The sequence below is a fragment of the Aminobacter sp. MSH1 genome (genome assembly GCF_003071665.1).
GTDB lineage: Bacteria > Pseudomonadota > Alphaproteobacteria > Rhizobiales > Rhizobiaceae > Aminobacter > Aminobacter niigataensis.
The window spans coordinates 2,489,403-2,512,359 of record NZ_CP026265.1 but is presented as its reverse complement, the minus strand read 5'-3'; the positions used below and the strand labels follow the sequence as shown (position 1 = coordinate 2,512,359).

General features: G+C 64.3%; 27 protein-coding genes. 15 read left to right on the top strand and 12 right to left on the bottom strand.

Going from position 1 to position 22,957, the window contains the following annotated elements; all coding sequences use genetic code 11:
• Positions 1-203: 203 nt before the first annotated feature.
• A complete protein-coding gene (locus CO731_RS12485) occupies positions 204-1,292 on the bottom strand; it encodes a glycosyltransferase family 4 protein (RefSeq protein WP_245439759.1) in 1,089 nt (362 codons plus the stop codon).
• Between the two features lie 43 nt (positions 1,293-1,335).
• The gene (gene greA, locus CO731_RS12480; protein WP_055970348.1) at positions 1,336-1,809 is read right to left on the bottom strand and encodes a transcription elongation factor GreA; all 474 of its coding nucleotides are present in this window, start codon (positions 1,807-1,809) and stop codon (positions 1,336-1,338) included.
• A gap of 275 nt (positions 1,810-2,084) precedes the next feature.
• Between greA and CO731_RS12475 the strand changes: the two genes are divergently transcribed.
• Positions 2,085-3,218, top strand: a complete 1,134-nt coding sequence (locus CO731_RS12475) for a PQQ-dependent sugar dehydrogenase (protein ID WP_108607376.1) — start codon at positions 2,085-2,087, stop codon at positions 3,216-3,218.
• A gap of 75 nt (positions 3,219-3,293) precedes the next feature.
• On the opposite strand, the gene CO731_RS12470 is transcribed toward CO731_RS12475, so the two are convergent.
• The 3 genes from CO731_RS12470 to CO731_RS12460 all read right to left on the bottom strand — a co-directional run bounded on the left by CO731_RS12470 (position 3,294) and on the right by CO731_RS12460 (position 4,944).
• Positions 3,294-3,830, bottom strand: coding sequence for a tetratricopeptide repeat protein (locus CO731_RS12470; RefSeq protein WP_108607375.1), 537 nt, complete (start codon positions 3,828-3,830; stop codon positions 3,294-3,296).
• Positions 3,831-3,942: 112 nt separating this feature from the next.
• On the bottom strand, positions 3,943-4,530 hold the full coding sequence (locus tag CO731_RS12465) for a tetratricopeptide repeat protein (protein WP_108607374.1): 588 nt from the start codon (positions 4,528-4,530) through the stop codon (positions 3,943-3,945).
• Between the two features lie 63 nt (positions 4,531-4,593).
• On the bottom strand, positions 4,594-4,944 hold the full coding sequence (locus CO731_RS12460; RefSeq protein WP_108607373.1) for a DMT family protein: 351 nt from the start codon (positions 4,942-4,944) through the stop codon (positions 4,594-4,596).
• Positions 4,945-5,098: 154 nt separating this feature from the next.
• Here CO731_RS12460 and CO731_RS12455 point away from each other — a divergent pair, with 154 nt between their 5' ends.
• The 5 genes from CO731_RS12455 (at position 5,099) to CO731_RS12435 (ending at position 9,915) form a co-directional block, all read left to right on the top strand.
• Positions 5,099-5,524 (top strand): DUF3775 domain-containing protein, encoded by a 426-nt coding sequence (locus CO731_RS12455; RefSeq protein ID WP_108609800.1) that lies wholly within the window; start codon positions 5,099-5,101, stop codon positions 5,522-5,524.
• 103 nt (positions 5,525-5,627) lie between these two features.
• Positions 5,628-6,599: an extensin family protein gene (locus tag CO731_RS12450; RefSeq protein WP_108607372.1), complete on the top strand. Its 972-nt coding sequence runs from the start codon at positions 5,628-5,630 to the stop codon at positions 6,597-6,599.
• Positions 6,600-6,699: 100 nt separating this feature from the next.
• Entirely contained in the window at positions 6,700-7,725 is a 1,026-nt protein-coding gene (locus CO731_RS12445) for an extensin family protein (protein ID WP_245439757.1), read from the top strand.
• A gap of 89 nt (positions 7,726-7,814) precedes the next feature.
• Entirely contained in the window at positions 7,815-8,522 is a 708-nt protein-coding gene (locus CO731_RS12440; protein ID WP_108607371.1) for an LssY C-terminal domain-containing protein, read from the top strand.
• An 82-nt stretch (positions 8,523-8,604) separates the two neighbouring features.
• Positions 8,605-9,915, top strand: coding sequence for a hemolysin family protein (locus tag CO731_RS12435; protein WP_108607370.1), 1,311 nt, complete (start codon positions 8,605-8,607; stop codon positions 9,913-9,915).
• A 69-nt stretch (positions 9,916-9,984) separates the two neighbouring features.
• On the opposite strand, the gene CO731_RS12430 is transcribed toward CO731_RS12435, so the two are convergent.
• Positions 9,985-10,590 carry an NAD(P)H-dependent oxidoreductase gene (locus CO731_RS12430; RefSeq protein WP_108607369.1) on the bottom strand — a complete coding sequence of 202 codons (606 nt, stop codon included), beginning with the start codon at positions 10,588-10,590 and terminating at the stop codon, positions 9,985-9,987.
• Between the two features lie 102 nt (positions 10,591-10,692).
• Between CO731_RS12430 and CO731_RS12425 the strand changes: the two genes are divergently transcribed.
• Complete coding sequence (locus CO731_RS12425; RefSeq protein WP_108607368.1) at positions 10,693-11,061, top strand: helix-turn-helix domain-containing protein; 369 nt, start codon at positions 10,693-10,695, stop codon at positions 11,059-11,061.
• A 45-nt stretch (positions 11,062-11,106) separates the two neighbouring features.
• On the opposite strand, the gene CO731_RS12420 is transcribed toward CO731_RS12425, so the two are convergent.
• On the bottom strand, positions 11,107-11,499 hold the full coding sequence (locus CO731_RS12420; RefSeq protein WP_108607367.1) for an acyl-CoA thioesterase: 393 nt from the start codon (positions 11,497-11,499) through the stop codon (positions 11,107-11,109).
• Positions 11,500-11,679: 180 nt separating this feature from the next.
• On the opposite strand from CO731_RS12420, the gene CO731_RS12415 reads away from it, so the two are divergent.
• From CO731_RS12415 to CO731_RS12400, 4 genes are all read left to right on the top strand, one after another.
• Positions 11,680-13,296, top strand: a complete 1,617-nt coding sequence (locus tag CO731_RS12415; RefSeq protein WP_108607366.1) for a GMC family oxidoreductase N-terminal domain-containing protein — start codon at positions 11,680-11,682, stop codon at positions 13,294-13,296.
• A gap of 178 nt (positions 13,297-13,474) precedes the next feature.
• A complete protein-coding gene (locus CO731_RS12410) occupies positions 13,475-14,686 on the top strand; it encodes a mandelate racemase/muconate lactonizing enzyme family protein (protein WP_108607365.1) in 1,212 nt (403 codons plus the stop codon).
• Between the two features lie 8 nt (positions 14,687-14,694).
• On the top strand, positions 14,695-15,612 hold the full coding sequence (locus CO731_RS12405; protein ID WP_108607364.1) for an NAD(P)-dependent oxidoreductase: 918 nt from the start codon (positions 14,695-14,697) through the stop codon (positions 15,610-15,612).
• 226 nt (positions 15,613-15,838) lie between these two features.
• The gene (locus tag CO731_RS12400; protein WP_108607363.1) at positions 15,839-16,060 is read left to right on the top strand and encodes a DUF6500 family protein; all 222 of its coding nucleotides are present in this window, start codon (positions 15,839-15,841) and stop codon (positions 16,058-16,060) included.
• 64 nt (positions 16,061-16,124) lie between these two features.
• Here CO731_RS12400 and CO731_RS12395 read toward each other — a convergent pair whose 3' ends face one another.
• Positions 16,125-17,063 (bottom strand): diacylglycerol kinase family protein, encoded by a 939-nt coding sequence (locus CO731_RS12395; protein WP_108609798.1) that lies wholly within the window; start codon positions 17,061-17,063, stop codon positions 16,125-16,127.
• A gap of 167 nt (positions 17,064-17,230) precedes the next feature.
• Between CO731_RS12395 and CO731_RS12390 the strand changes: the two genes are divergently transcribed.
• From CO731_RS12390 to CO731_RS12380, 3 genes are all read left to right on the top strand, one after another.
• On the top strand, positions 17,231-17,518 hold the full coding sequence (locus tag CO731_RS12390) for a BrnT family toxin (RefSeq protein ID WP_108607362.1): 288 nt from the start codon (positions 17,231-17,233) through the stop codon (positions 17,516-17,518).
• Between the two features lie 22 nt (positions 17,519-17,540).
• Entirely contained in the window at positions 17,541-17,816 is a 276-nt protein-coding gene (locus CO731_RS12385) for a BrnA antitoxin family protein (protein WP_245439755.1), read from the top strand.
• Positions 17,817-17,950: 134 nt separating this feature from the next.
• The gene (locus tag CO731_RS12380; RefSeq protein WP_108607360.1) at positions 17,951-18,370 is read left to right on the top strand and encodes a hypothetical protein; all 420 of its coding nucleotides are present in this window, start codon (positions 17,951-17,953) and stop codon (positions 18,368-18,370) included.
• Between the two features lie 135 nt (positions 18,371-18,505).
• Here the strand turns inward: CO731_RS12380 and CO731_RS12375 are convergent, their stop codons facing one another.
• On the bottom strand, positions 18,506-18,748 hold the full coding sequence (locus tag CO731_RS12375; protein ID WP_108607359.1) for a DUF1344 domain-containing protein: 243 nt from the start codon (positions 18,746-18,748) through the stop codon (positions 18,506-18,508).
• Positions 18,749-19,192: 444 nt separating this feature from the next.
• Between CO731_RS12375 and CO731_RS12370 the strand changes: the two genes are divergently transcribed.
• On the top strand, positions 19,193-19,450 hold the full coding sequence (locus tag CO731_RS12370) for a SemiSWEET transporter (RefSeq protein WP_108607358.1): 258 nt from the start codon (positions 19,193-19,195) through the stop codon (positions 19,448-19,450).
• A 16-nt stretch (positions 19,451-19,466) separates the two neighbouring features.
• Here the strand turns inward: CO731_RS12370 and CO731_RS12365 are convergent, their stop codons facing one another.
• The 3 genes from CO731_RS12365 to CO731_RS12355 form a co-directional block, all read right to left on the bottom strand.
• Positions 19,467-20,414, bottom strand: a complete 948-nt coding sequence (locus CO731_RS12365; RefSeq protein ID WP_108607357.1) for a DUF3137 domain-containing protein — start codon at positions 20,412-20,414, stop codon at positions 19,467-19,469.
• A gap of 177 nt (positions 20,415-20,591) precedes the next feature.
• Complete coding sequence (locus tag CO731_RS12360; RefSeq protein WP_343207451.1) at positions 20,592-21,638, bottom strand: CapA family protein; 1,047 nt, start codon at positions 21,636-21,638, stop codon at positions 20,592-20,594.
• A gap of 82 nt (positions 21,639-21,720) precedes the next feature.
• A complete protein-coding gene (locus tag CO731_RS12355) occupies positions 21,721-22,815 on the bottom strand; it encodes a glycosyltransferase family 4 protein (RefSeq protein ID WP_108607355.1) in 1,095 nt (364 codons plus the stop codon).
• Positions 22,816-22,957 lie beyond the last annotated feature (142 nt).

Here is a 22,957-nt window from a genome sequence, read left to right as displayed (position 1 = left end):
CTTCCGCTTAATTTGACCACGCTCAACAGGCGCTCGCAACAGCTTTTTCAGTCCAACTATTTCTCCGACCTTTCCCGACACGCTTGTGATCGATCCGTTCGGAAAAGGCCTGATTTCAGCGACTGCTGCTGCTCATCGTGCTTCTTCACCCAGTTCTCGCCATGCCAACCATCCGCTGCAAGCGAACCGCACGGTTTCAGGCTTCATCCGCGGCCGGCCCACACTCGCTCGTAGACCTCACATATTCCCGCGGCTTCGTCCTCGAGGCGGAATCTTCTCGCCACATCCTCGCTCCCCGCAGCCCCATGCGCCTCGGCCAACGCCGGATCGCCGAGATATGGCCTGATCGCCTCTCGCAGCGCGTTGCCATCGCCGGCCTGCACCACGACGCCCGTCCTGCCGGGCGTCACGATTTCGGAATAGGACCCGGCATCGCTTGCCACCACCGCCGTGCGCGAGGCCATCGCCTCCAGCGGCGTCAGGCCGAACCCTTCATTGCGCGAGGGCGCGACATAGAGCGTCACCCTGCGGTACCACACGGCGACATCAGGCACCTCGCCGAGGAACAGGATCCGGTCGGACAGTCCGGCCGCAGCGATGCGCTGCTTGAGTTCGTCGGCGAAGCCCTTGTGCTCCGATGTCACGCGGCCGGTGATCACGGCCGTCCATTGCGCATGATCGGGCAGAAGCGCAATCATCGCATCGACGAACAGGTCGGTGCCCTTGGAGTGACGGACCCGGCCGAAGCAGCCGATCGCACGTTGGCCGGGCAAGCCGGCAGCGGAAAACGCATCATCCGCCGTGCGCGCGGGATGAAATTTTTCAAGGTCCACGCCATGCATTACGACCTTGTGCGGCACTTCGAGGAAGCCTCCCGACAGCCGGCTGGTGGCGATCACGCCATCCATCCTGCGGATCAACCATTTGGTGAAGGGCCGATGGTCGCGCTGGGCGGCGGAGGTGAACACCAGCCTGAGCGGCGCCCGAAAGACGTGGCGCAGCACCAGCCCGGCCAGCATCTCGACGTTGCGCCGTGCGTGCCAGATGCGCGGCCGCCGCGAGGCCGGCCGCTTCAGCAGCAAGGGCAACTGCCACCAGCGCATTGTCGGCAGGCTGTCGGGCAGGCCCGGCCCGAACACGGCTATGCCGAGGTCGCGCGCCTGCACCGGCACCAGTTGCACGATGGTGCTGGTGACGCCCGAAAGCCGCTTCTTGAGATTGGGCGCGATCACCTCGATGCGCGCCATGTCGACCGCGCCGGATTTTTCGGCGCGGTTGTTTGCTTTGTTCATCGTGTCTGATCCGGCATCGCCACAGCCAATGCCGCCTGTTGCCTCAGATGAACTGCACCTGGACGATTTCGTAGCCGCGTGCGCCGCCCGGCGCGTTGACCTCGATGGCGTCGCCGACTTCCTTGCCGATCAGCGCGCGCGCGATCGGCGAGGAGATCGAGATGCGGCCCGACTTCACGTCGGCTTCCTGGTCGCCGACGATCTGATAGGTCTTCTTTTCCTCGGTATCATCGTCGACGAGCACAACGGTGGCGCCGAACTTGATCTTGTCGCCGTTCAGCTTGGTGACATCGATCACCTCGGCGCGCGCGATCAGGTCCTCGAGTTCGTTGACCCGGCCCTCGTTGAGGCTCTGCGATTCCTTGGCGGCATGGTATTCGGCATTCTCCGAAAGGTCGCCATGCGAGCGCGCCTCGGCAATGGCCTCGATGATGCGCGGACGCTCTTCCTGCTGGCGCCAGCGCAGCTCTTCCTTCAGCGCGACGAATCCACCCGCCGTCATCGGAACCTTGTTCATAGTCGACCTCTCCTGGCCTTTGCCGCGCGGCTTGCCTATTGCTGCCGCGAGGCACAAAAAAAGAAAACGGTCCGGCAGCCTCGGCTAACGGAACCGTCTCACCTCTATCTCCGGCGAATATAGCAATCCTGCCGCAGAATTCACGTCAAAAAATTCGTTTACCACCATAGACCTGTTGGTGCAGACAACCTGAGCCGTCCCCGCTTCACCCGCTTGTGATTGCTTTGATGCTCTATCCCCGTTGCCGCGCCGGCCTTTCCACCTATGTCCGATAGATGAGCAACAGCACGCCGCTACTCGCATTCATGTTCGCCCTGGTTGGTTCGCCGGCCCTCGCCGAGAGCCAAAGCTACAACACAGACAACGTCACGCTGCGCGCCGACGTCATTGCCGATGGGCTCGACCACCCTTGGGGGCTCGACTTCCTGCCGGGCAACGAAGCCATCATCACCGAGCGCTCCGGCAATATCCGCATCCTGTCGCAAGACGGACTGTCGGCGCCGGTGGCTGGAGTGCCGAAGGTCCAGGTCCGCGGCCAGGGCGGCCTGCTCGACATCGCCGTCGCACGCGACTTCGAACGTTCCGGCACCATCTTCTTCAGCTTCTCCGAGCCCGGACGCGGCGGCGCGGGCACGGCCCTTGCCCGGGCGAAGCTGGTCCGGGAAGGTGCTGCCGCGCGGCTCGAAGAGGTGAAAGTCATCTTCTCGATGAACCGCAAGAGCAATGCCGGACAGCATTTCGGCTCGCGAATCGTCGTCAACGACGACGGCACGCTGTTCGTCACCACCGGCGACCGCGGCGATGGCAATCGCGCCCAGGACATGCACGACCATGCCGGCGCCGTCATCCGCATCAATGCCGACGGCTCGGTTCCGGCCGACAATCCCTCGCCCGACGGCAAGGTCATGGCGCCGGAAATATGGTCCAAGGGCCATCGCAACCTGCAAGGTGCAACCTTCGATCCGGTGCTGGGCGGGCTGATCACCGTCGAGCATGGTGCCCAGGGTGGCGACGAATTGAACCGCCCGCTGGCCGGCAGGAATTATGGCTGGCCGGTCATCACCTACGGCAGGGACTATTCCGGCGAAAAGATCGGCGTCGGCACATCAGCCAAGGGTTACGAGCAACCGCTGTATTACTGGGACCCGTCGATCGCTCCTTCCGGGCTCGCCAGCTATCAGGGCGACATGTTCCCGGAATGGAAAGGCGACCTTCTCGTCGGTTCGCTGAAGTTCGAGTTGCTGAGCCGCCTCGACCGCGACGCCAAGGGCAACGTTCTCGACGAGGAACGGATGCTCGACGGCGCGTTCGGCCGAATCAGGGATGTCAACGTCGCCCCGGATGGCTCGGTCTGGCTGCTCACCGACGAAAGCAACGGCACCATCGTCAGGCTGTCGCGGGGGGATTAGGGGCAAGGCAATAAGGCAGTAGGGGAATAGGGCAGTCAGTATTTGCCCTACAGCCCTACTGCCTTACAGCGCCGGCTACCCCCGCAGATAGGCGTCGATCTGTTGTTCCAGCAGGCCGTATTCGCGGCAGCCCTTGCCGCAGCGCTTCCCGATCTCCGACAGTTGCACGCGGGCAGCCGCGACATCGCCGAGCATCAGGTGCGCCTCGCCCATGTATTCGCGCACCAGCGTGTAGTCGGGATTGTTGCGCAGCGCTTCCTGGTAGTAGCCGAGGCCGACGAGCACGCGGCCGGCCTTGCGGTGCGAATAGCCGAGATAGTTGAGGATGCGCGGGTCGGTCTTGTCGGCGGCAAGCGTCAGCACCTTGATCGCCTCGTCATACTTGCCGTCCATGGCAAGTGCACGGCCCGCCGAATAGAGGCTGTCGTCGTCGATCATGCCGGCCTTGGGCGGTTCGCATTTCTTGGTCTTCTTATTGTAGACCATGCCGTTGTTGCATTTCACCTCGTCGCCGCTGCTGCTCCCGCCGCTATCGGCCGAGAACACCGGCGCCGCCAGCAAGGGCAGCGACACGACAACGCCAGCAAGCACTTTCGCAATTCGGGTCTGCATCGCTACCTCCTAAAATTTGCCCATCGCCAGAGTAACGCATTTGAGGCCGCATTTCATCCGAGCCATGTTGCCGAAGCTGCATGCAATGCCGGTTCCGAGCAGCATTTCAAGCCTAGCCCTTGAGATAGGTTTCGATCTGTTCGGCCAGCAGGCCGTATTCGCGGCAGCCTACCCCACAGCGCTTCTCGATCTCCGACAGCTGCAGCCGTGCTCCGGCGACGTCGCCGAGCGTCAGATGCGCCTCGCCCATATATTCGCGCACCGGCATGTAGTCGGGATCGTTGAGGATCGCCTCCTGGTAGTAGCCGAGCCCGACGAGGATTCGCCCGGCCTTGCGGTGGGAATAGCCGAGATAGTTGAGGATGCGCGCGTCGGTCTTGTCGGCGGCGAGCGTCAGTACCTTGATCGCGTCGTCATACCTGCCGTCCATGGCTAGTGCACGGCCGGCCAGGTACAGGCTGTCGTCGTCGATCATGCCGGCCTTGGGCGCTTCGCACTTCTTGGTCTTCTTGTTGTAGACGAGGCCGGTGCGGCACTTCACCTGGTCGCCGCCGTTGCCACCGCCACCGCCCATACCCCCGCCGGAATTGCCGCCGCCTGAATTGCCGCCTCCGCCACCATCGGCGGAGAATGCGGGAACGGCAAACAGCGGCAAGGACACCAGCGCCCCTGCCAGAAGTCTCAGAAATCGCGTCTGCATGGCTACCTCCACCGATGCGTCCCCGACAAGGTCAACGCATCGAAGGCAGCATTTCGTCCTGCCTCAGCCGCGGAAAATCAGCGCCGCCCCGCCGGCAATCAGTGCGAAGCCCATGGCGTGGTTCCAGGTGATGCCTTCCTTGAGATAGAACACCGAGAAGATCACGAAGACACTGAGCGTGACCACCTCCTGAATCGTCTTCAGTTCCGCCGCCGTATAAAACTCGTGGCCAATGCGGTTGGCCGGCACCGCCAGCCAGTATTCGAAGAAGGCGATCAGCCAGGAGAAAATGACCGCCGCATAGAGCGGAGCCGCCTTGAACTTCAGGTGCCCGTACCAGGCGAACGTCATGAACACGTTGGACGCGATCAGCATCAGCACAGGAAGAACCTTGGGCGAAAGCAGAAAAGCCATGGGGAAATACCGTCTGGAGGGGGGAGGAAGGCGCGCTATATCCGCCTCTCCTAAAGTCATGTCAACCACGGCAACCACGCCGCGAATATCGAGGCAGTGACGTTGCCGCCAAATGCGCTATCATCAGCCGGGGGAAGGCAACAGGAGCACGCTCGTGCAGCAGCGGCGCGAAAAAGAGTGGGACCTGACCATCGGCCCGGACACCGTCAGGCTGTTCATCCTCAAGGCCAAGGCGATCAGCGCCGGCGTCAACGAGGATTACGAGGACGGCGCCGAACACGAGATCGAATATGACGGCGACACCCACGACAACCATCGTCACGACGGGCTCGCCGAGGAAGAGGCGGAAAACCTCACGGAAAAAGAGCTGCGCGGGCTGATCGCCGACCTCAATGTCGACCAGGCGGCCGAGCTCGTGGCACTCGCCTGGGTCGGGCGCGGCGACTACGACGCCGCGGAATGGTCGGACGCGGTCGCCGAAGCGCGGCAGCGGGGCAATCGCCGCACCGCCAAATATCTGCTTGGCATGCCGATGCTGGGCGATTGGCTTGAAGAAGGGCTCGAGGCGCTGGGCGCGTGAGCGGCCTCGCCTGCCTTCATTGATGACAGTCCCGTCACCGAATTTGATGACCCTGCATCCCCTGCTTCGGCAACCCGCGGCCGGCCGGTGACGTTGAGCGCCGATGCACAGATGCAAGCGCCGCCTGTTTTCCCTGATCCTGATACTGCCGCTGGCGACTTTCGCCGTGATGCCGCACGGCTTTGCCGATAGCGGAAGGCCCGCCTTGCCCGTTCGCGCACCGGTGCCGCAGGCTGCCCCTGCGCCGCCCCTGCCCGAACTATCGCCGGCAGCCGAAGTGCAGGCGACGGGGCAGGCCGCGATCCCGACACCCCGGCCGCGCCCGCCTGCGGCCCAGCGACCAGAGCGCCCGATGTTCGGCCCGCCAATACCTGAAACGCCGCTGCATGCCGAAGCTGTACCGGCCGCAGTGCCCGTACCACCTGTGCGTCCCGGTCGGGCGCCCGGCAAACCCTCCACCGGGGAGATGTTCGGCCCACCAGCGCCGAAGATGCTGCCCGACAAGCGCTCCCATGCAGAGCGGCCCACCACCATGCCTGCCGACGAGACGGCTTGCCGAGCCCGCCTCAAGCTGCTGGGCGCCGAGTTCGAGGAGGCAGCCCCCCAAAGCGATGACGACGGCTGCGCACTGCCCTTTCCGCTCAAGCTGAAGCGGCTTGCCGCCTCGATCGACATTGCGCCCGACGCCGTCATCAACTGTGCCGCCGCCGAAGCCTCGGCGCGCTTTGCCACAAACGTCATCTCACCGGCGGCAAAGGCCGAGTTCGGCGAGGAGCTGGCAACGGTCGGCCAGGCCTCGGCCTATGTCTGCCGCCCGCGCAACGGCACCAGGAAGCTGTCGGAACACGCCTTCGGCAATGCGCTCGACATATCCCGCTTCACCCTGACCAAGGGCACGGCCATTGATGTCGAGCCGGCACCGCCAGCGAAGAATGCCAAGTTCCTCTCTCAAATCCGCAAGGCCGCCTGCGGCCCGTTCAAGACCGTGCTTGGCCCCGGCAGCGATGCTGACCACGCCCTGCATTTCCACTTCGACCTCGCCCCTCGGCGCAACGGCGGCACCTTCTGCCAATAGGCCCGCGCCGCAATTCGGCCGCAGCTGTGAACCGCAGCGCTGATCTTTCCTTTACCGTTGGCAGCTAGGCTTAGTCCCTCAAGGGGACAGGAGCCTTCGCATGGCCGCAGATTCGCGCGCCGCCAGCCCAGCCGAACCATCGCGCCGTGCCTCGCGCCGGCGCGCCTTGCTGCTTGCCACGACGCTTGTCGTGGTCGGCCTTGGTGTCAGCTCCTGTACGTCGGGCGACGTCTTCGCGCTCCAGCCGGCCGTCGATGTCGGCTCGCAGACCGCCTCGCTGGCGCCTGTCGAAGCCATTCCGCAGGCAAATGCCGCGCCCGCAGATGCCGCCGACCTGACCTATGACATGTCCGATCCTACGATGGCGTCGGTTCCCCCGGCTATCGAACCGACACTGGACGCACAGGCTGAAAATCTCGGCCAGATCGAGCCGCAGCAGCCGCAGCCGGTAAGGACCGCGGCCCTTGTCCCAGCCCGCGGGCTGCAGACGCTTGTGCCCTCCAATCCCTCCATGGTCGCCTATCCCAGGCTCGACGATCCTTCGAACCAGCCGCAGACGGCGCCGATGCGACCGGCAGTCATGCCGGCCGACGAGGTCGATTGCCGCGCCGACCTCAAGAAGCTCGACGTGCAGTATCGCGACCTGCCGTCGATCAGCAACGGTGCTGCCTGCGGCATCGACTATCCGGTGAAGGTCTCGGCCATCGGCTCGGTACAGATGAAGCCGGCAGCCACCGTCACCTGCCAGATGGCAGCCAGCTTCGCGGCCTGGACCAAGCGTGACCTGGTGCCGGCCGCGCGCCTGCGCTATTTCTCCGGCGTCAAGACGATCCATCAGGGTTCGAGCTACTCCTGCCGGAAGATCGCCGGCTCGCGCACCCTGTCGGAACACGGCAAGGGCAATGCGCTCGACATCATGCGCATTGAGCTCAACAACGGCCGCGACATTGACGTCGAAAAGCCGGGCCTGTTTGCCTTCCGCACCCGTGGCTTCCTCAACACCATCCGTGCCGACGGCTGCAGCTATTTCAACACGGTGCTCGGCCCCGGCTACAACTACGACCACCGCAACCACTTCCATTTCGACATCAAGCAGCGCCGCAACGGCTATCGCGCCTGCCGCTGACGCGGCATCGCTGCACGGCGCTCCGGTTTGCTCCCGACCCTGAATAGGGATAGAAATCCGGCTTCATCCATCTCCGGCGGCAGCATCTGATGGCAAGGGGCAAACTGCACAGACAGGCGACCCTGTGGTTTGCGGCCTTGTGCGCGAGCTATATCGCGCTCGCCTATTTCGCCGCGCCCGAATTCTGGTCGTTCCGCATCCTGCGCGATGGCCTCAAGCCCCCGGCCCTGCTGACCACCACGCCGCAAGGCATCCCCGGCGACCCCATCAATGTCGGCCTTGTCGGCACCGAGGCCGATCTGCTCGGGGCTTTCGCTGCGGCAGGCTGGAACCGCGCCGATGGCCTTTCCCTCAAATCGTCGCTCGAAATCGGCGAAAGCGTGCTGCTCGACCGGTCCTATCGCGATGCCCCTGTATCCACCCTGCTGCTCGACGGCCGCCCGCAGGACATCGCTTTCGAAAAGCCGGCCGGCAAGAGCCCCGACACGCGCCATCACATTCGCCTGTGGCTGACATTCGCCCTCGGGCCCGACGGCCGACCGACCTGGTACGGCGCCGCGAGCTTCGACCGTGGCGTCGGCGTCAGCCATGACACCGGCGAGATCACGCACCACATTGCCCCCGACATAGACGCCGAGCGCGACCAGGTGATCCGCGATCTCACCGCAGCCGGACGCGTCCTGTCGGTCGAGACGGTTCCCGGCATCGGGCTCACCAAGACAGGCCGCAACGGCGGTGGCGACCCCTACTTTACCGACGGCAAGGTCAAGGTTGCGGTACTTGCGCCGCACGAATAGCCGCCGCGTCCTGCCCTGACGTAAGAGTATTTTCGCTGCCGTCTTTTCGAAGGGGCGGAAGCAATGCTATGCAGCGATCATTATGCTTTACGCTGAAATCGGTATCGTGGTCGTCCTCATCTGTGTGAACGGCCTCCTGGCAATGTCCGAACTTGCCATCGTCTCCTCCCGCCCAGCTCGCCTCAAGGCGATGATCGACCGCAACATCACGGGTGCTGGTCGCGCGCTTGAACTGGGCGCCAACCCGGGCAGGTTCCTGTCCTCGGTGCAGATCGGCATCACGCTTGTCGGCGTGCTTTCCGGCGCCTTCTCCGGCGCCACGCTGGGCCAGCGGCTGAGTGGCGTCCTTGCAGAATATGGCGTGCGCGCCGGCGCCGCCGACGCACTCGGCGTCGGCATCGTCGTTGCCGCCATCACCTATGGCTCGCTGATCATCGGCGAACTCGTGCCCAAGCAGATCGCACTTCGCGACCCCGAAGGCGTCGCCGTCCGTGTTGCGCCCGCCATGGCGCTGCTGGCCAAGGTCGCCGCCCCCCTGGTCTGGCTGCTCGACATCTCGGGCCGCGGCGTGTTGTGGCTGCTCGGCCAGCGCGGCGAAAGCGAAGAAAAGGTCACCGACGAGGAGATCAAGATGCTCGTCGCCGAGGCCGAGCATCACGGCACCATCGAATCCGACGAGCGCCGCATGATCGCCGGCGTCATGCGCCTGGGCGACCGCGCCGTGCGCGCCGTCATGACCCCGCGTACCGAGGTCGACTGGATCAACCTGCAGGCCGACGAAGCGGCCACCCGCAAGCTGTTGATGGAAACCCAGCATTCGCGCCTGCCCGCCGGCGAAGGCTCGGTCGATGCCATGGTCGGCGTCGTCCAGACCCGGGAAATCCTCGCATCGCTCCTGGCCGGCCGTGCCTTCGATCCGCGCAAGCATGTGCGCACCGCCCCGATTGCCCACGACCAAGCCGACGCGCTCGACGTGCTCGCCACGCTCAAGCAGTCGGAAGTGCCCATGGCGCTGGTCCATGACGAATACGGCCATTTCGAAGGCATCGTTTCGCCGGCCGACATCCTCGAGGCGATCACCGGCGTGTTCCGCTCCGATCTCGACGAGGACGACGTCGACAATGCCGTCCAGCGCGAGGACGGCTCGTGGCTGCTTGCCGGCTACATGCAGGCCGACGAGATGGCCGACCAGCTCAGCATCGACCTGCCCGAGAACCGCGACTACGAAACCGTCGCCGGCTATGTGCTGTCGCACATGCACCATTTGCCGACGACGGGCGAATGCGTCGACGCGCAGGGCTGGCGCTTCGAGGTCGTCGACCTCGACGGGCGCCGCATCGACAAGGTGCTGGCTTCCCGCCTGCCCGGCAGCCACGGCAAGTCTGGGCACTAACCGGCCAACAAAAAAGGGCGGCACTGGGCCGCCCCCAATTCCCTGGGAGGAATGTCGTTCACGTGCTGCTCAGGCCGCCTTGGCTTCCTCAGCCAGGACATCCGACTCGCGCGCGATCTTCAGCGCCTTCGCCCACCAGCTGATCTCTTCGATCAGGCCGTTGGCTGCCTGGTTGAGATGCTCGATGTCCGAGAGCTTCTTCTCGCCCTGGCGCACCGCCAGGAAATCGCCCCAGACGATGTGCACGGCGGCCTTGGTCGGCGCCATCTGCAGTTCCACCGCATGCATGCGCAACTGCTCGACGGCGCGCGCGCCACCGACGCCACCATAGCCGACGAAGCCGGCGGGCTTCTTGTTCCACTCCTTGGCGGCGTAATCGAGCGCGTTCTTCAGCACCGCCGTCGGGCCGTGGTTGTATTCGGCAGCGGTGAAGATGAAGCCGTCGAACTCGGCGACCTTCTTTTGCCAGCGTTGAGCCACGTCGCTCTGCGAGGGCACCCAGGCAGACGAGGCGACCTCATCGAAGAAGGGCAGCGGGAAATCTCTCAGGTCGACAACTTCGACCTCGATATCCGCATGGGATTTTGCAATCTTGGCGATCCACTCCACCGGCGTGTCGGCGAAGCGGGCGGCGCGCGTCGAGCCGACGACTATGGCGATCTTGGGTTTGGACATGACAGGAACCTTTCGGGCGTGGGTATCGAAGCGATACTGGTAACTGATGGATACCGACGCTATATAGGTGACTGTATTTCACGCGCACAAGGAGGCACTTTTTTGATACCGAGGCACCCGCACCGCACCGAGGATTGTCGCGCCGTCAGCGATATCCTGCAGCGTGTCGGCGACAAATGGACCGTGCTCGTCGTCGGCAAGCTCGGCGATGGCCCGATGCGCTTCAACGAGTTGCGCCACGCCGTCGGCGGCATTTCCCAGAAGATGCTGACCACCACCCTGCGCGGGCTCGAGCGCGACGGCTTCCTCACCCGCACGGTCTTCCCGACCATTCCGCCGCGCGTCGACTATGAGTTGACCGACCTCGGCCGCGAGTTGCTGGTTCCGGTCTTTGCGCTGGGCGAATGGGCACGGCACAATCAGGGCCGCGTCGCCGAGGCGCGCATGAGGTTTGACGCAGCGGCTGAGTGAAGGGCTGTGTTTGTGGTGTGTCCTTCGAGGCTCGCCCCCGCACGTCTACTCCGCTGGCACCGGCTTGGGCTTGCCTTCGCCATCCAGCGCCACCATGACGAAATCGGCGTCGGTCACCTTCTCCATCATGTCGGAGAGATAGCGCTGCGCCCAGGCCTCGACCTTGAGCGTCATCGAGGTGCGGCCGACGCGCTCGACATGGGTGTAGATGCACAGCGTGTCGCCGATCTTCATCGGCTTGGCGAAGGCCATTTCCTTGACCGCTGCCGTCACCACGCGGCCACGGGCGCGCTCGGCGGCGCGGATGCCGCATGCAAGGTCCATCTGCGCCATCACCCAGCCGCCGAAGATGTCGCCGGCGGCATTGGCATCGGCCGGCATCGCCAGCGTCCTCAGCGTGAGCTCGCCCGTCGGCTGGCCATCCGCATATTGCACCATCGTCATTTCCCTGTACCGTTCGCTTCCCCACCCGTAACTTTGCAGCGGCAGCGGCGTCAACGCCGCATCTGTTGCATCGGCCAGTCGTATTTTTCACAGGCCATGCCGTAACCGACGCCGAAGCCTTTCGCCGAGGCGATAGTCTGGCCGGATTGTGGAAATAGACAGGCCGCCGCCCGCATGCAGACGTTCGATTACATCGTTGTCGGTTCCGGTTCCGCCGGTTCGGTGGTCGCCGAGCGCCTCTCCGCCAGCGGCCGTCATTCCGTGCTCGTGCTCGAAGCCGGCGGCACCGACCGGCGCTTCTTCGTCCAGATGCCGCTCGGCTACGGCAAGACCTTCTTCGACCCTGCAGTGAACTGGAATTATGCCGCCGAGGCCGATCCGGGCCTTGCCGGCAGCAAGGATCACTGGCCGCGCGGCAAGATCCTCGGCGGGTCGAGCTCGATCAACGCCATGGTCTGGATCCGCGGTGCCGCCGAAGACTTCGACGCCTGGCGCGACGCCGGCAATCCCGGCTGGGGTTTTGGCGACCTCCTGCCCGCCTTCAAGGCGATTGAGGACAACCAGGCCGGCGCGACTGCGCTGCGCGGCAAGGGCGGGCCGATCCACGTCACCGACAACAGGAAAAACGTCCATCCGCTAACCTACCGCTTCCTTGCGGCGAGCCAGCAGGCGGGGCTGCCGTTGAATCAGGACTTCAACGGCGAGGCTCAAGAGGGTGTCGGCGTTTATCAAATCACCACCAAAGACGGCCGCCGCATGTCGGCCGCGCGGGGCTTCCTGCGCCCGGCGATGAAACGTCCCAATGTCCGCGTCGAGACCGATGCGCTGGTGACGAAAGTGCTGTTCGAGGGCAAGCGCGCCGTCGGCGTCGAGTATTTGCAGAACGGCGCCAAGAAGACGGCCCGCGCCGGCCGCGAGGTCATCCTGTCTGGCGGCTCGGTCAACACGCCGCAACTGCTGCAGCTCTCGGGCATCGGCCCGGCGACGCTGCTCGGCGAAGTCGGCATCCCGGTGCTTCACGCCAACAAGCATGTCGGCCGCAACCTTCAGGACCATCAGGGCATCAACTATACCTGGAAGGCCAAGGTGCCGACGCTCAACCAGGTCTTGCGCCCCTGGTGGGGCAAGCTGCTCGTCGGCATGCAATACCTCGCTTTGCGCACCGGCCCGCTGTCGATGAGCATGAACCAGGGCGGCGGCTTCTTCCGCTCCGATCCGTCGCGCACCCGCCCCAACATGCAGCTCTATTTCCAGGTGTTCTCGACCGTCCTGCCAAAGGCCGGCGAGCGCCCGATCCTGACGCCCGACCCTTTCCCCGGCTTCTCCATCGGCCTGTCCAACTGCCGGCCGTCGAGTCGCGGCGAGATCATGATCCGCTCCGCCGATCCGACGGTGCATCCCCGCATCACGGTCAACGCCTACTCGACCGAAAGCGACGTCGCCGAGATGCTTGATGCGGTGAAATTCCTGCGCCGGATCGCCGCGCAGTCGCCCATGTCGGACATCATTGCGGAAGAGGTTTTGCCAGGCCCGTCAATCACTTCCGACGCCGACTTGATTCAGGATTTCCGCAGGCGCTCGGGCACAGTCTACCACCCGGTTTCAACCTGCCGCATGGGCCCTGATGCGACCACCTCGGTCGTCGACCCGCGCCTGCGCGTCCACGGCATCTCCGGCCTGCGCGTCATCGACGCCTCGATCTTCCCCGACAACATCACCGGCAACACGAACGCCGCTGCGATCATGACCGGTTGGAAGGGTGCCGAACTGGTGCTGGAGGATGTGGGGTGACCAGTGTCGAGCGTCAGCGCCGCCCCTCACCCTTACCCTCTCCCCGTGAAGGACGGGGAGAGGGGTCGCCAGCATTGCGGCTGGCCTCCTTCTCCCCGTTCTTACGGGGAGAAGGTCCGGCAGGGGATGAGGGGTAGCCCCAGACGTCAACGATTTCACGCTACCGGGAGGAGCATCGATGAAGATCACCGACGTCAAGACCTTCGTGGTCAACAACCCGCCGCCCGGCATCGGCGGCAAGTATTTCATCTTCGTCAAGCTCACCACCGACGGCGGCGTGGTTGGCTATGGCGAGGCCTACAACGCCACCTTCTCGGCCCATGTGACGGCGCGGATGATCGAGGACATGGCCGAGCGCTATCTCGTGGGACAGGATCCGCACGACATCGAGAACCTGTTCCGCCGCTGCTATTCCTCTGGCTTCACCCAGCGACCCGACGTCTCCGCCATGGGTTGCTTTTCGGCGCTGGAAATCGCCTGCTGGGACATCATCGGCAAGGAGGCCGGCAAGCCGGTCTACAAGCTGCTCGGCGGCCAGGTGCACGAGACGCTGCGCTCCTATACCTATCTCTACCCGCACACCGGCAGCGTCCACACCGAGGACGTGGCACCCAAGAACGTCTACAACGACCCCGACATGGCTGCCGAATGCGCGGCTCTTTATGTCGACCAGGGCTTCAACGCCGTGAAGCTCGACCCGGCCGGCCCGTGGACCGCCTTCGACGGCCACCAGCCCCGGCTGATCGACATCGACCTGTCGGTGCGCATGATGAAGGCCATCCGCGCGGCCGTCGGCACCCGCGCCGACATATTGTTCGGCACGCACGGCCAGTTCACCGCGTCGGGCGCGCTGCGCATGGCGCGCGCCATCGAACCCTACGATCCGCTCTGGTTCGAGGAGCCGGTGCCGCCGGACATGCCAGAAGTCATGGCCGAGGTGGCGCGCGGCACCTCGATCCCCATCGCCACCGGCGAGCGGCTGACGACAAAATTCGAGTTTGCCCGCGTCATCGAGAACCGCGCCGCCACCATCCTGCAGCCCGACCTCGGCCGCTCGGGCGGCATCCTCGAGACCAAGAAGATCGCCGCCATGGCCGAGGCCTACCACATCCAGATCGCACCCCACTGCTATTGCGGCCCGATTGTCGGCGCGGCCAACATCCAGCTCGCCGTCACCTTGCCCAACTTTCTCATCCTCGAGTCGCTCAAGCAGTGGGACGGCTTCCACGCCAAGCTGCTGAAGAAGAAGATCGAATGGCAGGACGGCCATGTCATCCCGTCGAAGGAACCGGGCCTCGGCGTCGAGCTCGACGAGGCGGTGTGCGAGGCGAACCCCTATGACGGTCCCCACCTGCATTTGCAGATGGTCCAGACGCCGTTGATGCCCTGAGAATTGCTGTGACCGAGCCCCTCGCCTACGCCTTCATCGGCCTCGGCCATCTCGGCGCCAACCTCGCGGCGTGCCTTGTGCGCGGCGGCTTCGAGGTCGCCGTCTATGACCGCAACCCCGAAGCCGTCGAACGTCTCGTGGCGCTGGGTGCCCTCGCCGCATCGAGCCCGGCAGACGCCGCTGCCCGCGCCGGCAACGCCATCACCTGCCTGCCATCGCCCAAGGTCAGCGAGGCGGTGCTGGCAGGGCCCGACGGGCTGCTCGCCGGCCTGCCCAAGGGCGGCACCTGGATCGAGATGTCGACCAACGGCCGTGACGAGATCCTGCGGCTTGCCGACCTCGCCGCCGACAACGGCGTTTACACGCTGGAGTGCCCCGTCACCGGCGGCGTGCATCTCGCCGCCGAGGGCAAGATCACCGCACTGGTCGGCGGCGATACCGGCCTCTACGAGCTCCACCGCCCCGCGATCGAGGCAATGTGCGCCCGCGCGTTCCTGATGGGGCCGATCGGCTCGGCGGCAGTGATCAAGGTCATCACCAACATGCTGGCCTTCATCCACCTCGTCGCCGCCGGTGAGGCGCTGATGCTGGCCAGGAAGGGCGGCCTCGACCTCGCCCAGGCCTATCACGCCATATCAGCTTCCTCCGGCAACAGCTTCGTCCACGAAACCGAAAGCCTGTTGGTGCTCAACGGCTCCTACGACATCGGCTTCACCATGGACCTGGCGCTCAAGGATCTAGGCTTCGCGCTCGGCATGGGCCAGGAATTCGGCGTGCCGCTCGACCTTGCTTCCCGGGTCGCCACCATCTTCGAACAGGGCAAGGCTGCCTATGGCGGCGACGCCTGGTCGACGATGATCGTCAAGCTGCTGGAGGATGCCGTCGGCACGGACCTGCGCGCGCCGGGTTTTCCGGCGAAGCTGTGACGGAACGCGCACGTTACCCTTCCCCAAGTGGTGAGGGTCGATCCGCGAAGCGGAGCGGGGTGGGGGTCGGCAAGCACAGAGTTTGGTGAGTACCCCCACCCGGCCCTGCGGGCCACCCTCCCCACAAAGGGGAGGGTAACGCCCGGCACAGCCTGCCCTATTCCCGGCCTTTGACACCCGGCCTTAGCCTGAGATAGCGCTGACCATCCATCTGAAGGATTCTCCGATGCGGCCGAGCCTGAGAGCAAAAATACTCGACGTCTGCGCGCGCAAGATCGCCGCCAAAGGCCCCGAAGTAGGGCTGTCGTTCTACGCGTTTTTCGCCAACAAGAACGACGACCCGGAGCTTCTGATGGAAGCCGCCGAATGGTGGATCCGCACCCACAAGCTCGACCATTTCGAGAAGGCCGCAAAGATCGAGGCAATGGTCAGGGAGATGGACGCCTAACCCTCGCCCCTATGATTTCAGCAGCCTACGCCAGTTCCTAGACTCAGATTCCGAGCCACCTGAATCAACACCTGACCTTCAACGCCCTCGCCATCATCTCGTAGGTCGCCGGAATGTGCCCCGGCGATTCCCCGTCTATGTCGACGAGCGCGGCATTGGCGAGCGGATCGCCCAGCGGTTCGACCACGACCTTTCGTCCGCGCAGGATGGTGATGGCGGGATGGTTGCGGTGGCGCCCACCATAGAGCAGGCGCAGGTCGAAGATCAGCTTCAGCTTGCTCGCCGCGCGCAGGATGACGATGTCGAACAGCCCGTCGTCGGGTTTGGCATCGGGTGCGATCATCATGCCGCCGCCGAAGAACCTTTCATTGGCCACCGCCACCATTGCCACCTTGGCCTCGACCGGTTCGCCGTCGTCGACTGTGATGCGGACGTCCTGGAAACGGTAGCGCACGAATTCGGTCACCGTGCGCCAGAAGAACAGCGTCTTGGCCGAGACCCACCGCTTGCGCCGGTCGGCATTCACCGCCCGCACCGTCGCACCCGACATGCCGAGGCTGGCAATGTTGACGAAATGCCGGCTGGCCAGGCGGCCGTGCTCGTCGATGAACGAAATGAGGCCAGCATCGATGATCCGGTCCTCGCCCTCGGCAATCCGCGAGACAGCCGCCTTGGCGTCCGTCGGAATGCCCATGCCTCGGGCAAAATCCGAACCGGTACCGCATGGCACGACGCCGAGCGCCGCGACGGTCCCGGTCTCCGCCTGCATTTGCAGCAACCCGTCGGCGACTTCGCTGATCGTGCCGTCGCCGCCCGCTGCAACCACCAGCTCGCAACCGAGCGCCACGAGGTCGCGGGCGATCACCGAGCCGTCGCCAGGTTCGTCCGTCTCACGAAATTCGACGTCGCCAAAGCGCTCGGAAAGAGCTGCCGCAATCTCCGTCCAATGCGCGTCCAGCCGGCCACCGCCAGCCACCGGGTTTCTGACCACTCCGATCTTCACCAAACGCACCCTCCCGACGGCATATGCGCCGCCGCCTCCCCGCTTATTGTTGGCCGCGCAGGCGAATGCGCAAGGGAAAGATTGCGAAGTTCACATCCGAAACAGACATGACATTAGCGTATATACAGAAATTCTTGCCCTAAGGAATGTTTTCGTATATACGTTAATTGTCTGGAGGGGCGGACACAAAGCTCGAATGGGATCAGGCAAAGGCTGAGACCAACGAAGCGAAGCACGGCGTTTCGTTCGAGCGTGCGCGCGCATCCGAATTCGACACCGCTCTGATCGTTGAGGACGACAGGGCCGACTATGGCGAAACCCGCCTCGTCGCCATTGGCCTCATTGGCAGCCGTGTCCATGTGATCGTCTACACCGAGCGAGGCGACACGTGTCGTGTCATCTCGCTGCGCAAGGCCAACAGACGGGAGATCGATATCTATGTCCAAAGTTTCTAGATCGGCCTCGGAAAAAGCCAGGATGGCGGAAGCACGTCGACGTGCCTTGATTTCGCTCGAAGAGATTTCCGACGAGGAAGACCGCGCCATCACGGCCGATGCCGTTGCCGACCCCGACGCACAGCCCGCTGATGAGCTGTTTCGTCGCAAGATTGGGCGTCCTCCTTCACTGCACAAGAAGCAATCTATCTTGCTCAGGCTCGACCCCGATGTGGTCGCCCGCTTCAAGGCAGATGGCGAAGGCTGGCAGACCCGGATGAACGATGCTCTTCGCAAGGCCGCTGGGCTCGACAGGTAGACGAAGCAAGCGCGCCTTCTGCACACCCGCAGATAGAAATGCCACAGCCACGGTCATGCCATGATTGCGGCCAACTGGCGCCGCGTTCGAAGCGGAGAAATCACGGCGTCAACAATCCCTGAGGATTCGGACCCGTGATCAAGTCTGCCCTTGTCGCCATGACCATCGTCGGCTGCGACTGCGATGCCAAGCTCTGCGAATATATCGGCGAGACGCCGGCGCAGTGGAATTCGGTCGCCGATTGCGAGGCGGCGATGAAGAGCCGCATCCTGCGCGAAGGCAATCACGACTACCCGCTGGTGACAGGCATCTGCCGCACCACCGTCTTTGCCGAGCCGCAGCTCGCATCAGCCCCGGCCACGCCGCCGGCCCAGCCTGAAATCCGGCCCACCGCCTATTCCGGCATCGTCGAGGGCGGCCAGTCCGTGCTTTACCGCACAGCCAACGGCTACGCGCTGGTCCGTTCCGGTCTCGGCCACGCCGCCAACGGTACGCTGGCCGCCGCCAAGCGCTCGACGAATTGGCTCGCGGAGAACTTTCCCATCGCTTTCTGACGCGTCAAACGCCTCGGAAAAAGAATGGCCGACCCGCGAAGGGCCGGCCAAAAGGTAGCTTGGAAGGTGTCGAGAATGTCACGCGCCTGCCGTTGGCCAATATTGGGGCCGGCAGGCCGCTTTCGCGAACCGGCCTTAGGAGGCCTTTTCGATCGCGGTCACTGCACCTGTCGTGTCGTCCACGGTCACCTTCACTTTGGCGCCAGCGGCCAACTCGTCGACCTTGATGGTCTCGGGGATGACATAGACCTTGCCGTCCTCCAGCGTGATGGAACGCGTCGCCGGGTCGACCGACTGCACGGTACCTTCGATGTCGGCGGCATAAGCGGCACCGATGAAGGCAAGCGAAGCGGCGGCCGTTGCAAGAAACTTGTTCATGTGTGGTACTCCGGTTCTTTCTCGTCCTCGCGGGCTTCACCCTCTCAGCAATGCCCGCCGAACGACCTGGAGATTGACCGCCGGGCCAGCCGGACGCAAATCACGTTGCGTGAAATTATCGAACAGAATCAGCGGCTTATTTCTGCCATATTCAAAAGCAGCCTGCATTGCGCCGAGTGATTTGCCACCCTTGCAGCAGTAAGGATCGCCATGCCTGCCATGGCGTGGAGGCCGTCACATCGCCGTCATCGCACAGCCATCCGATGGTCGGATTTTTCGTCGGCCGATCACGAAACGGGAGATATTCCGTGGCACGACGGCAATGGCCCGCGACGTTTTGCGCCGTCGTTTCGTTGGGCCAGACTTGTGCGTCCGCTTCACAGCCGCCCGCCGATCTGGCATAGCTCGCGCTGCACGTCTTGTGCTTTTTCGAGAGCTCCCGCCTTGAATCCCCTATTCGAAATCGTCGGTGCCGCGGCCGCCATCCTGACCACGCTCGCCTGGCTGCCGCAGATCATGAAGATCCTGCGCGAGCGCAAGACAGGCGACATCTCGCTTGGCACCAACGCGGCGCTTGCCACCGGCATCTCGCTATGGATCGTCTATGGCGTGGCGCTCGGCTCGCTGCCGGTCATCCTCTCCAACTCGATCACGCTGGTCTTCATCCTCGCCATCGTCGGGCTGAAGCTGCGCTTCGGATAACGAACGGCCGACGGGTTCAGGTGCCGATCTTGCGTACCAGTGCTGCGGTCGCCAGGATCGTTGCCATGTCGGCGATCATCGGCTCGATATGGGCCTTGTAGTCGAGCACGACGGTCGAGGCCGGCAGCTCGAAGAACTCCTTCTTGTGCGGCAGGAGCAGGAATCCGTCACGCTCGGTCAGTGCGATCCGCGCCGGCTCGCCCGGCCACGCTTCCTTGAGCCAGTTCAGCGCCTGCGCCATCTGTCCCGACACGAGCGGCTGCGCCGCCTCGACGTTGTCGGTGCGGAAGTCATAGGCGTTGTCGAGTTCGCCGCCTGACGAAATCTCCTGCAGCCCGCCGCCGAACATCTCGCGAAAGAAGCCCATCACCGTGTTGGTCTTCAGTGTCGCCACCAGCGTACCCGGAAAGGGCTTCGCGATGTCGAACGCCACGATGATGCCGTCGAACAGGGTGACGTCCGACTTATCCACCCGTCGCCACAACGCGGTCTCGTAGAGCTCGAACGAAAAGCCCTCATATGTGCCCGAGACGATGTCGTCGAAATGGCTGTCGCTGTAATCGCCGATAGTCTCGCGCGGCAGACGCGCAAAGCTCCCGGGCGTCTCGCCTTTTGCCAGCCGCATGTCCCCGACGAACCCGAACACGATCGGCAGCAGCTTTTCGCGCAACGACGCCTGCAGATCACCCGCCGGCTTGGCCGCGCGGAAATAGACAAAGAACGAGGCGATGAAGGCAACCGCGTAGAGATAGAGATGCGGCGTCGAAACCCAAGTCTCGGCGGGGTCGGCGGCAAGATTGAACACCACCGCCAGAACGGCGACCACCAGCACCAGCAAGCCCAGGTAAAGCGGCACGCGCCACAGCACCGAGCGCTTGGCTGCCTTGCGCCGCGCCTCGTAGGCGTCGAGGTCCCGCCTGATGCCGGCGATGACAGCTTCGTCGGGCATGAAACCTGCGCTCATAGGTGCTCCCCGGCGGCGTCGCGCAACCAGTTGTCGCGTTAGGGACGCCGCAATTTAGACCGATGCACCGGATGCATGGTGCGCCGGCGGCTGGCCGGATGATAGCGGCTTTTCGGCAAATGTCGCGGCGCAAACAAGGGGATGGCGCAACATGCGGAATCAACATGTGAGGGCTGCTCAGCCGCCTTGGCAGACTGCTTCCCAGCGTGCCCGCGCCTGGACGCCTGGCCTGCCTTCGACCTTGTCGAGCGGCACCAGCGTTTCGCGGTCTCCGTCGCGCAGGCGCATGAACGGCACCAGCCGGTAGCTGGCGACCTGGCCGCGCGTCGTGGCATCGGCGCTGACCTCGGCAATGAGGATCGCCCCGATCCGCCCCGGCCACGGCTGGCGCGCGAGCGCCGTGCCGAAAAAGTCGCCAAGCCCGTAGGCGACGAGCGTCTCGCCGATCCGCGCCATCGGCTGCACGACATGGGCATGTTGCCCGGCCACCAGACCGATACCACGTTCGGCCAGACGTTGCGCCCAGGCCTGCGTTTGATCGCGCGGAAAATGCCGGAACTCCCAGTCCCAGTGCGGCACAGCGCACATCAGGTCGACGCCTTGCGCGCCTGGCAGTCCATCCCGGCTATCGGCGAAAAAGTCCTCGGCCATCGCCACCCGGCCAGCAAACTCCGCTGCCGCGGCGTTGCGCCATTGCGTGAACGCGATAAGCCCGAGCGTGAGCGGTCCGACGGCCACCTTGGTCACAGCCGTCGAGGTGCCTATCGTCGCAATGCCGAGCGCACCAAGGGTCGACAGCGTCTCGTCAAAACCTTCGATCCCCTGGTCGAGCACGTGGTTGTTGGCCAAGGACAGCACCAGCCGCTGCGGCGTCATTCCTGTAGCTTCCAGCGCGCTGGCCAGGAATTCGCGCGTCATGGCATGATGCGTTCCGAGCCGCGTCCCGAAACGCGCTCTAGGACGCCGCACCACGGGGCTTTCGCAATTGCCGACCACCAGATCGGCGGAGGCGAGCAGCACCTTCAGTTCCCCGTCGCAAACCGGCGACCGCCGGTTGGCGACCGCCGAGATGTCGCCGACGAAAGCCAGCCGCACGCTCTTTTCCGGTCTGGGCAACAGCACTGCCTCGGCAGGCACCGGAGCCAAAATGCCGCCGCGCAGCGACGGCTTCAGAAACCGGGCCGGCCAGGAGAGCTTGTAGGAGAAGGGATAGTTGCTGGACACGCGTCGCCCGAAATTAGTCGCCCGCACCCTAGCAGCAAATCAGTGTACGCGGCTGGCGCGACACGGCTGCCCCCGGCTATTTTTACGGCAGCTTCTTGCCGGCGCGTTCGATGGCGAGGCGGTATACCCTGTCGATTTCAGGCACGATCGCCTGCGGTGCGAGCCGTTCGGCAATCGTCTGCCTCGCGGCCGTTCCGATCGACTGGCGCAACGCTGCGTCACGGGCAAGCATCGACGCGGTTTCGGTCATCCGCTCGACATCGCCATGCGGGAAGATCCAGCCATTGATGCCGTCGCGCAGCAGTGCCGAGGAGTAGCCTATATCCGCGGACAGCACTGGCAGCGCCGTGGCCATTGCCTCGAGCGTGGCGATCGGACCCTCCTCCATCTTCGACGTGCAGAGATAGACGTCCATGGCGTGCAGCAACCGGGTAGCATCCTGCCGTTCGCCCGGCAGGTGCAGGCGCCCCTTGATCTGTGGGTCGGCGACGGCAGCGCTCCATTGCGCATCGCCGGCCATGTTGCGCTTCTCGCCGATCAGCAGCACTTCCGCATCAATGCCTCGTCCGATCAGCCCTTTCAACACGCGCACCATTTCGATCTGGTTCTTGCGCGCGTCGATTTCGCCGACCGAACCAATGACGAAGGAAGACGCCTTGATCCCCAGCTCCGCCCGCGCAGCACTTCGGCTCGTGAGCGTCGCTGCCACGACACTGCCAACGTCGAACATGTGCCGCACCAGATGCATGTTCCGCCGCCGCACCAGCCGACGCGACAGATAATAATCGGCGGTCTGCTGGCTCGGCGCGATCACCGCATGGGCAAACAGCCATGGCAGCTGGAACTGGCGGGTATGCGCAGTCATGACGATCGGCGTGCCGGCGGCACATCGGAACACCAGACCGAACTTGTTGCCGCGACTGCCATGGGCATGCACCACGTCCACGCCCCAGTCGCGCGCGGCGTAGCCGACGCGGCGCAACTCGGCCGGAGTGGTGGCAAAATCCGAACCCATCTTCTCGAGCGGACCGTCGAATTTCTGGTGTTCGATCCAGGAATTCCGCGAATGCACCAGCAACACGTCGTGCCCGGCATCGAGCTGCGCCTGGATCAACATCCTCGAGCTGGTCGCGACACCGTTCAGCCCGGCATGGCCCACCAGATGCGTGATCCTCATCTGCGCATTTCCGTTGATGCCGTGTTTCCGGACAGATGCGTCTCGACGGCCACAAAGACCGACGCCCTTGGCTCAGAGATAGCTGACCGGACGCCATACCGGCCAATTGACGCTGCGGCAAGTGCGACAGCGCCCCCCGGTC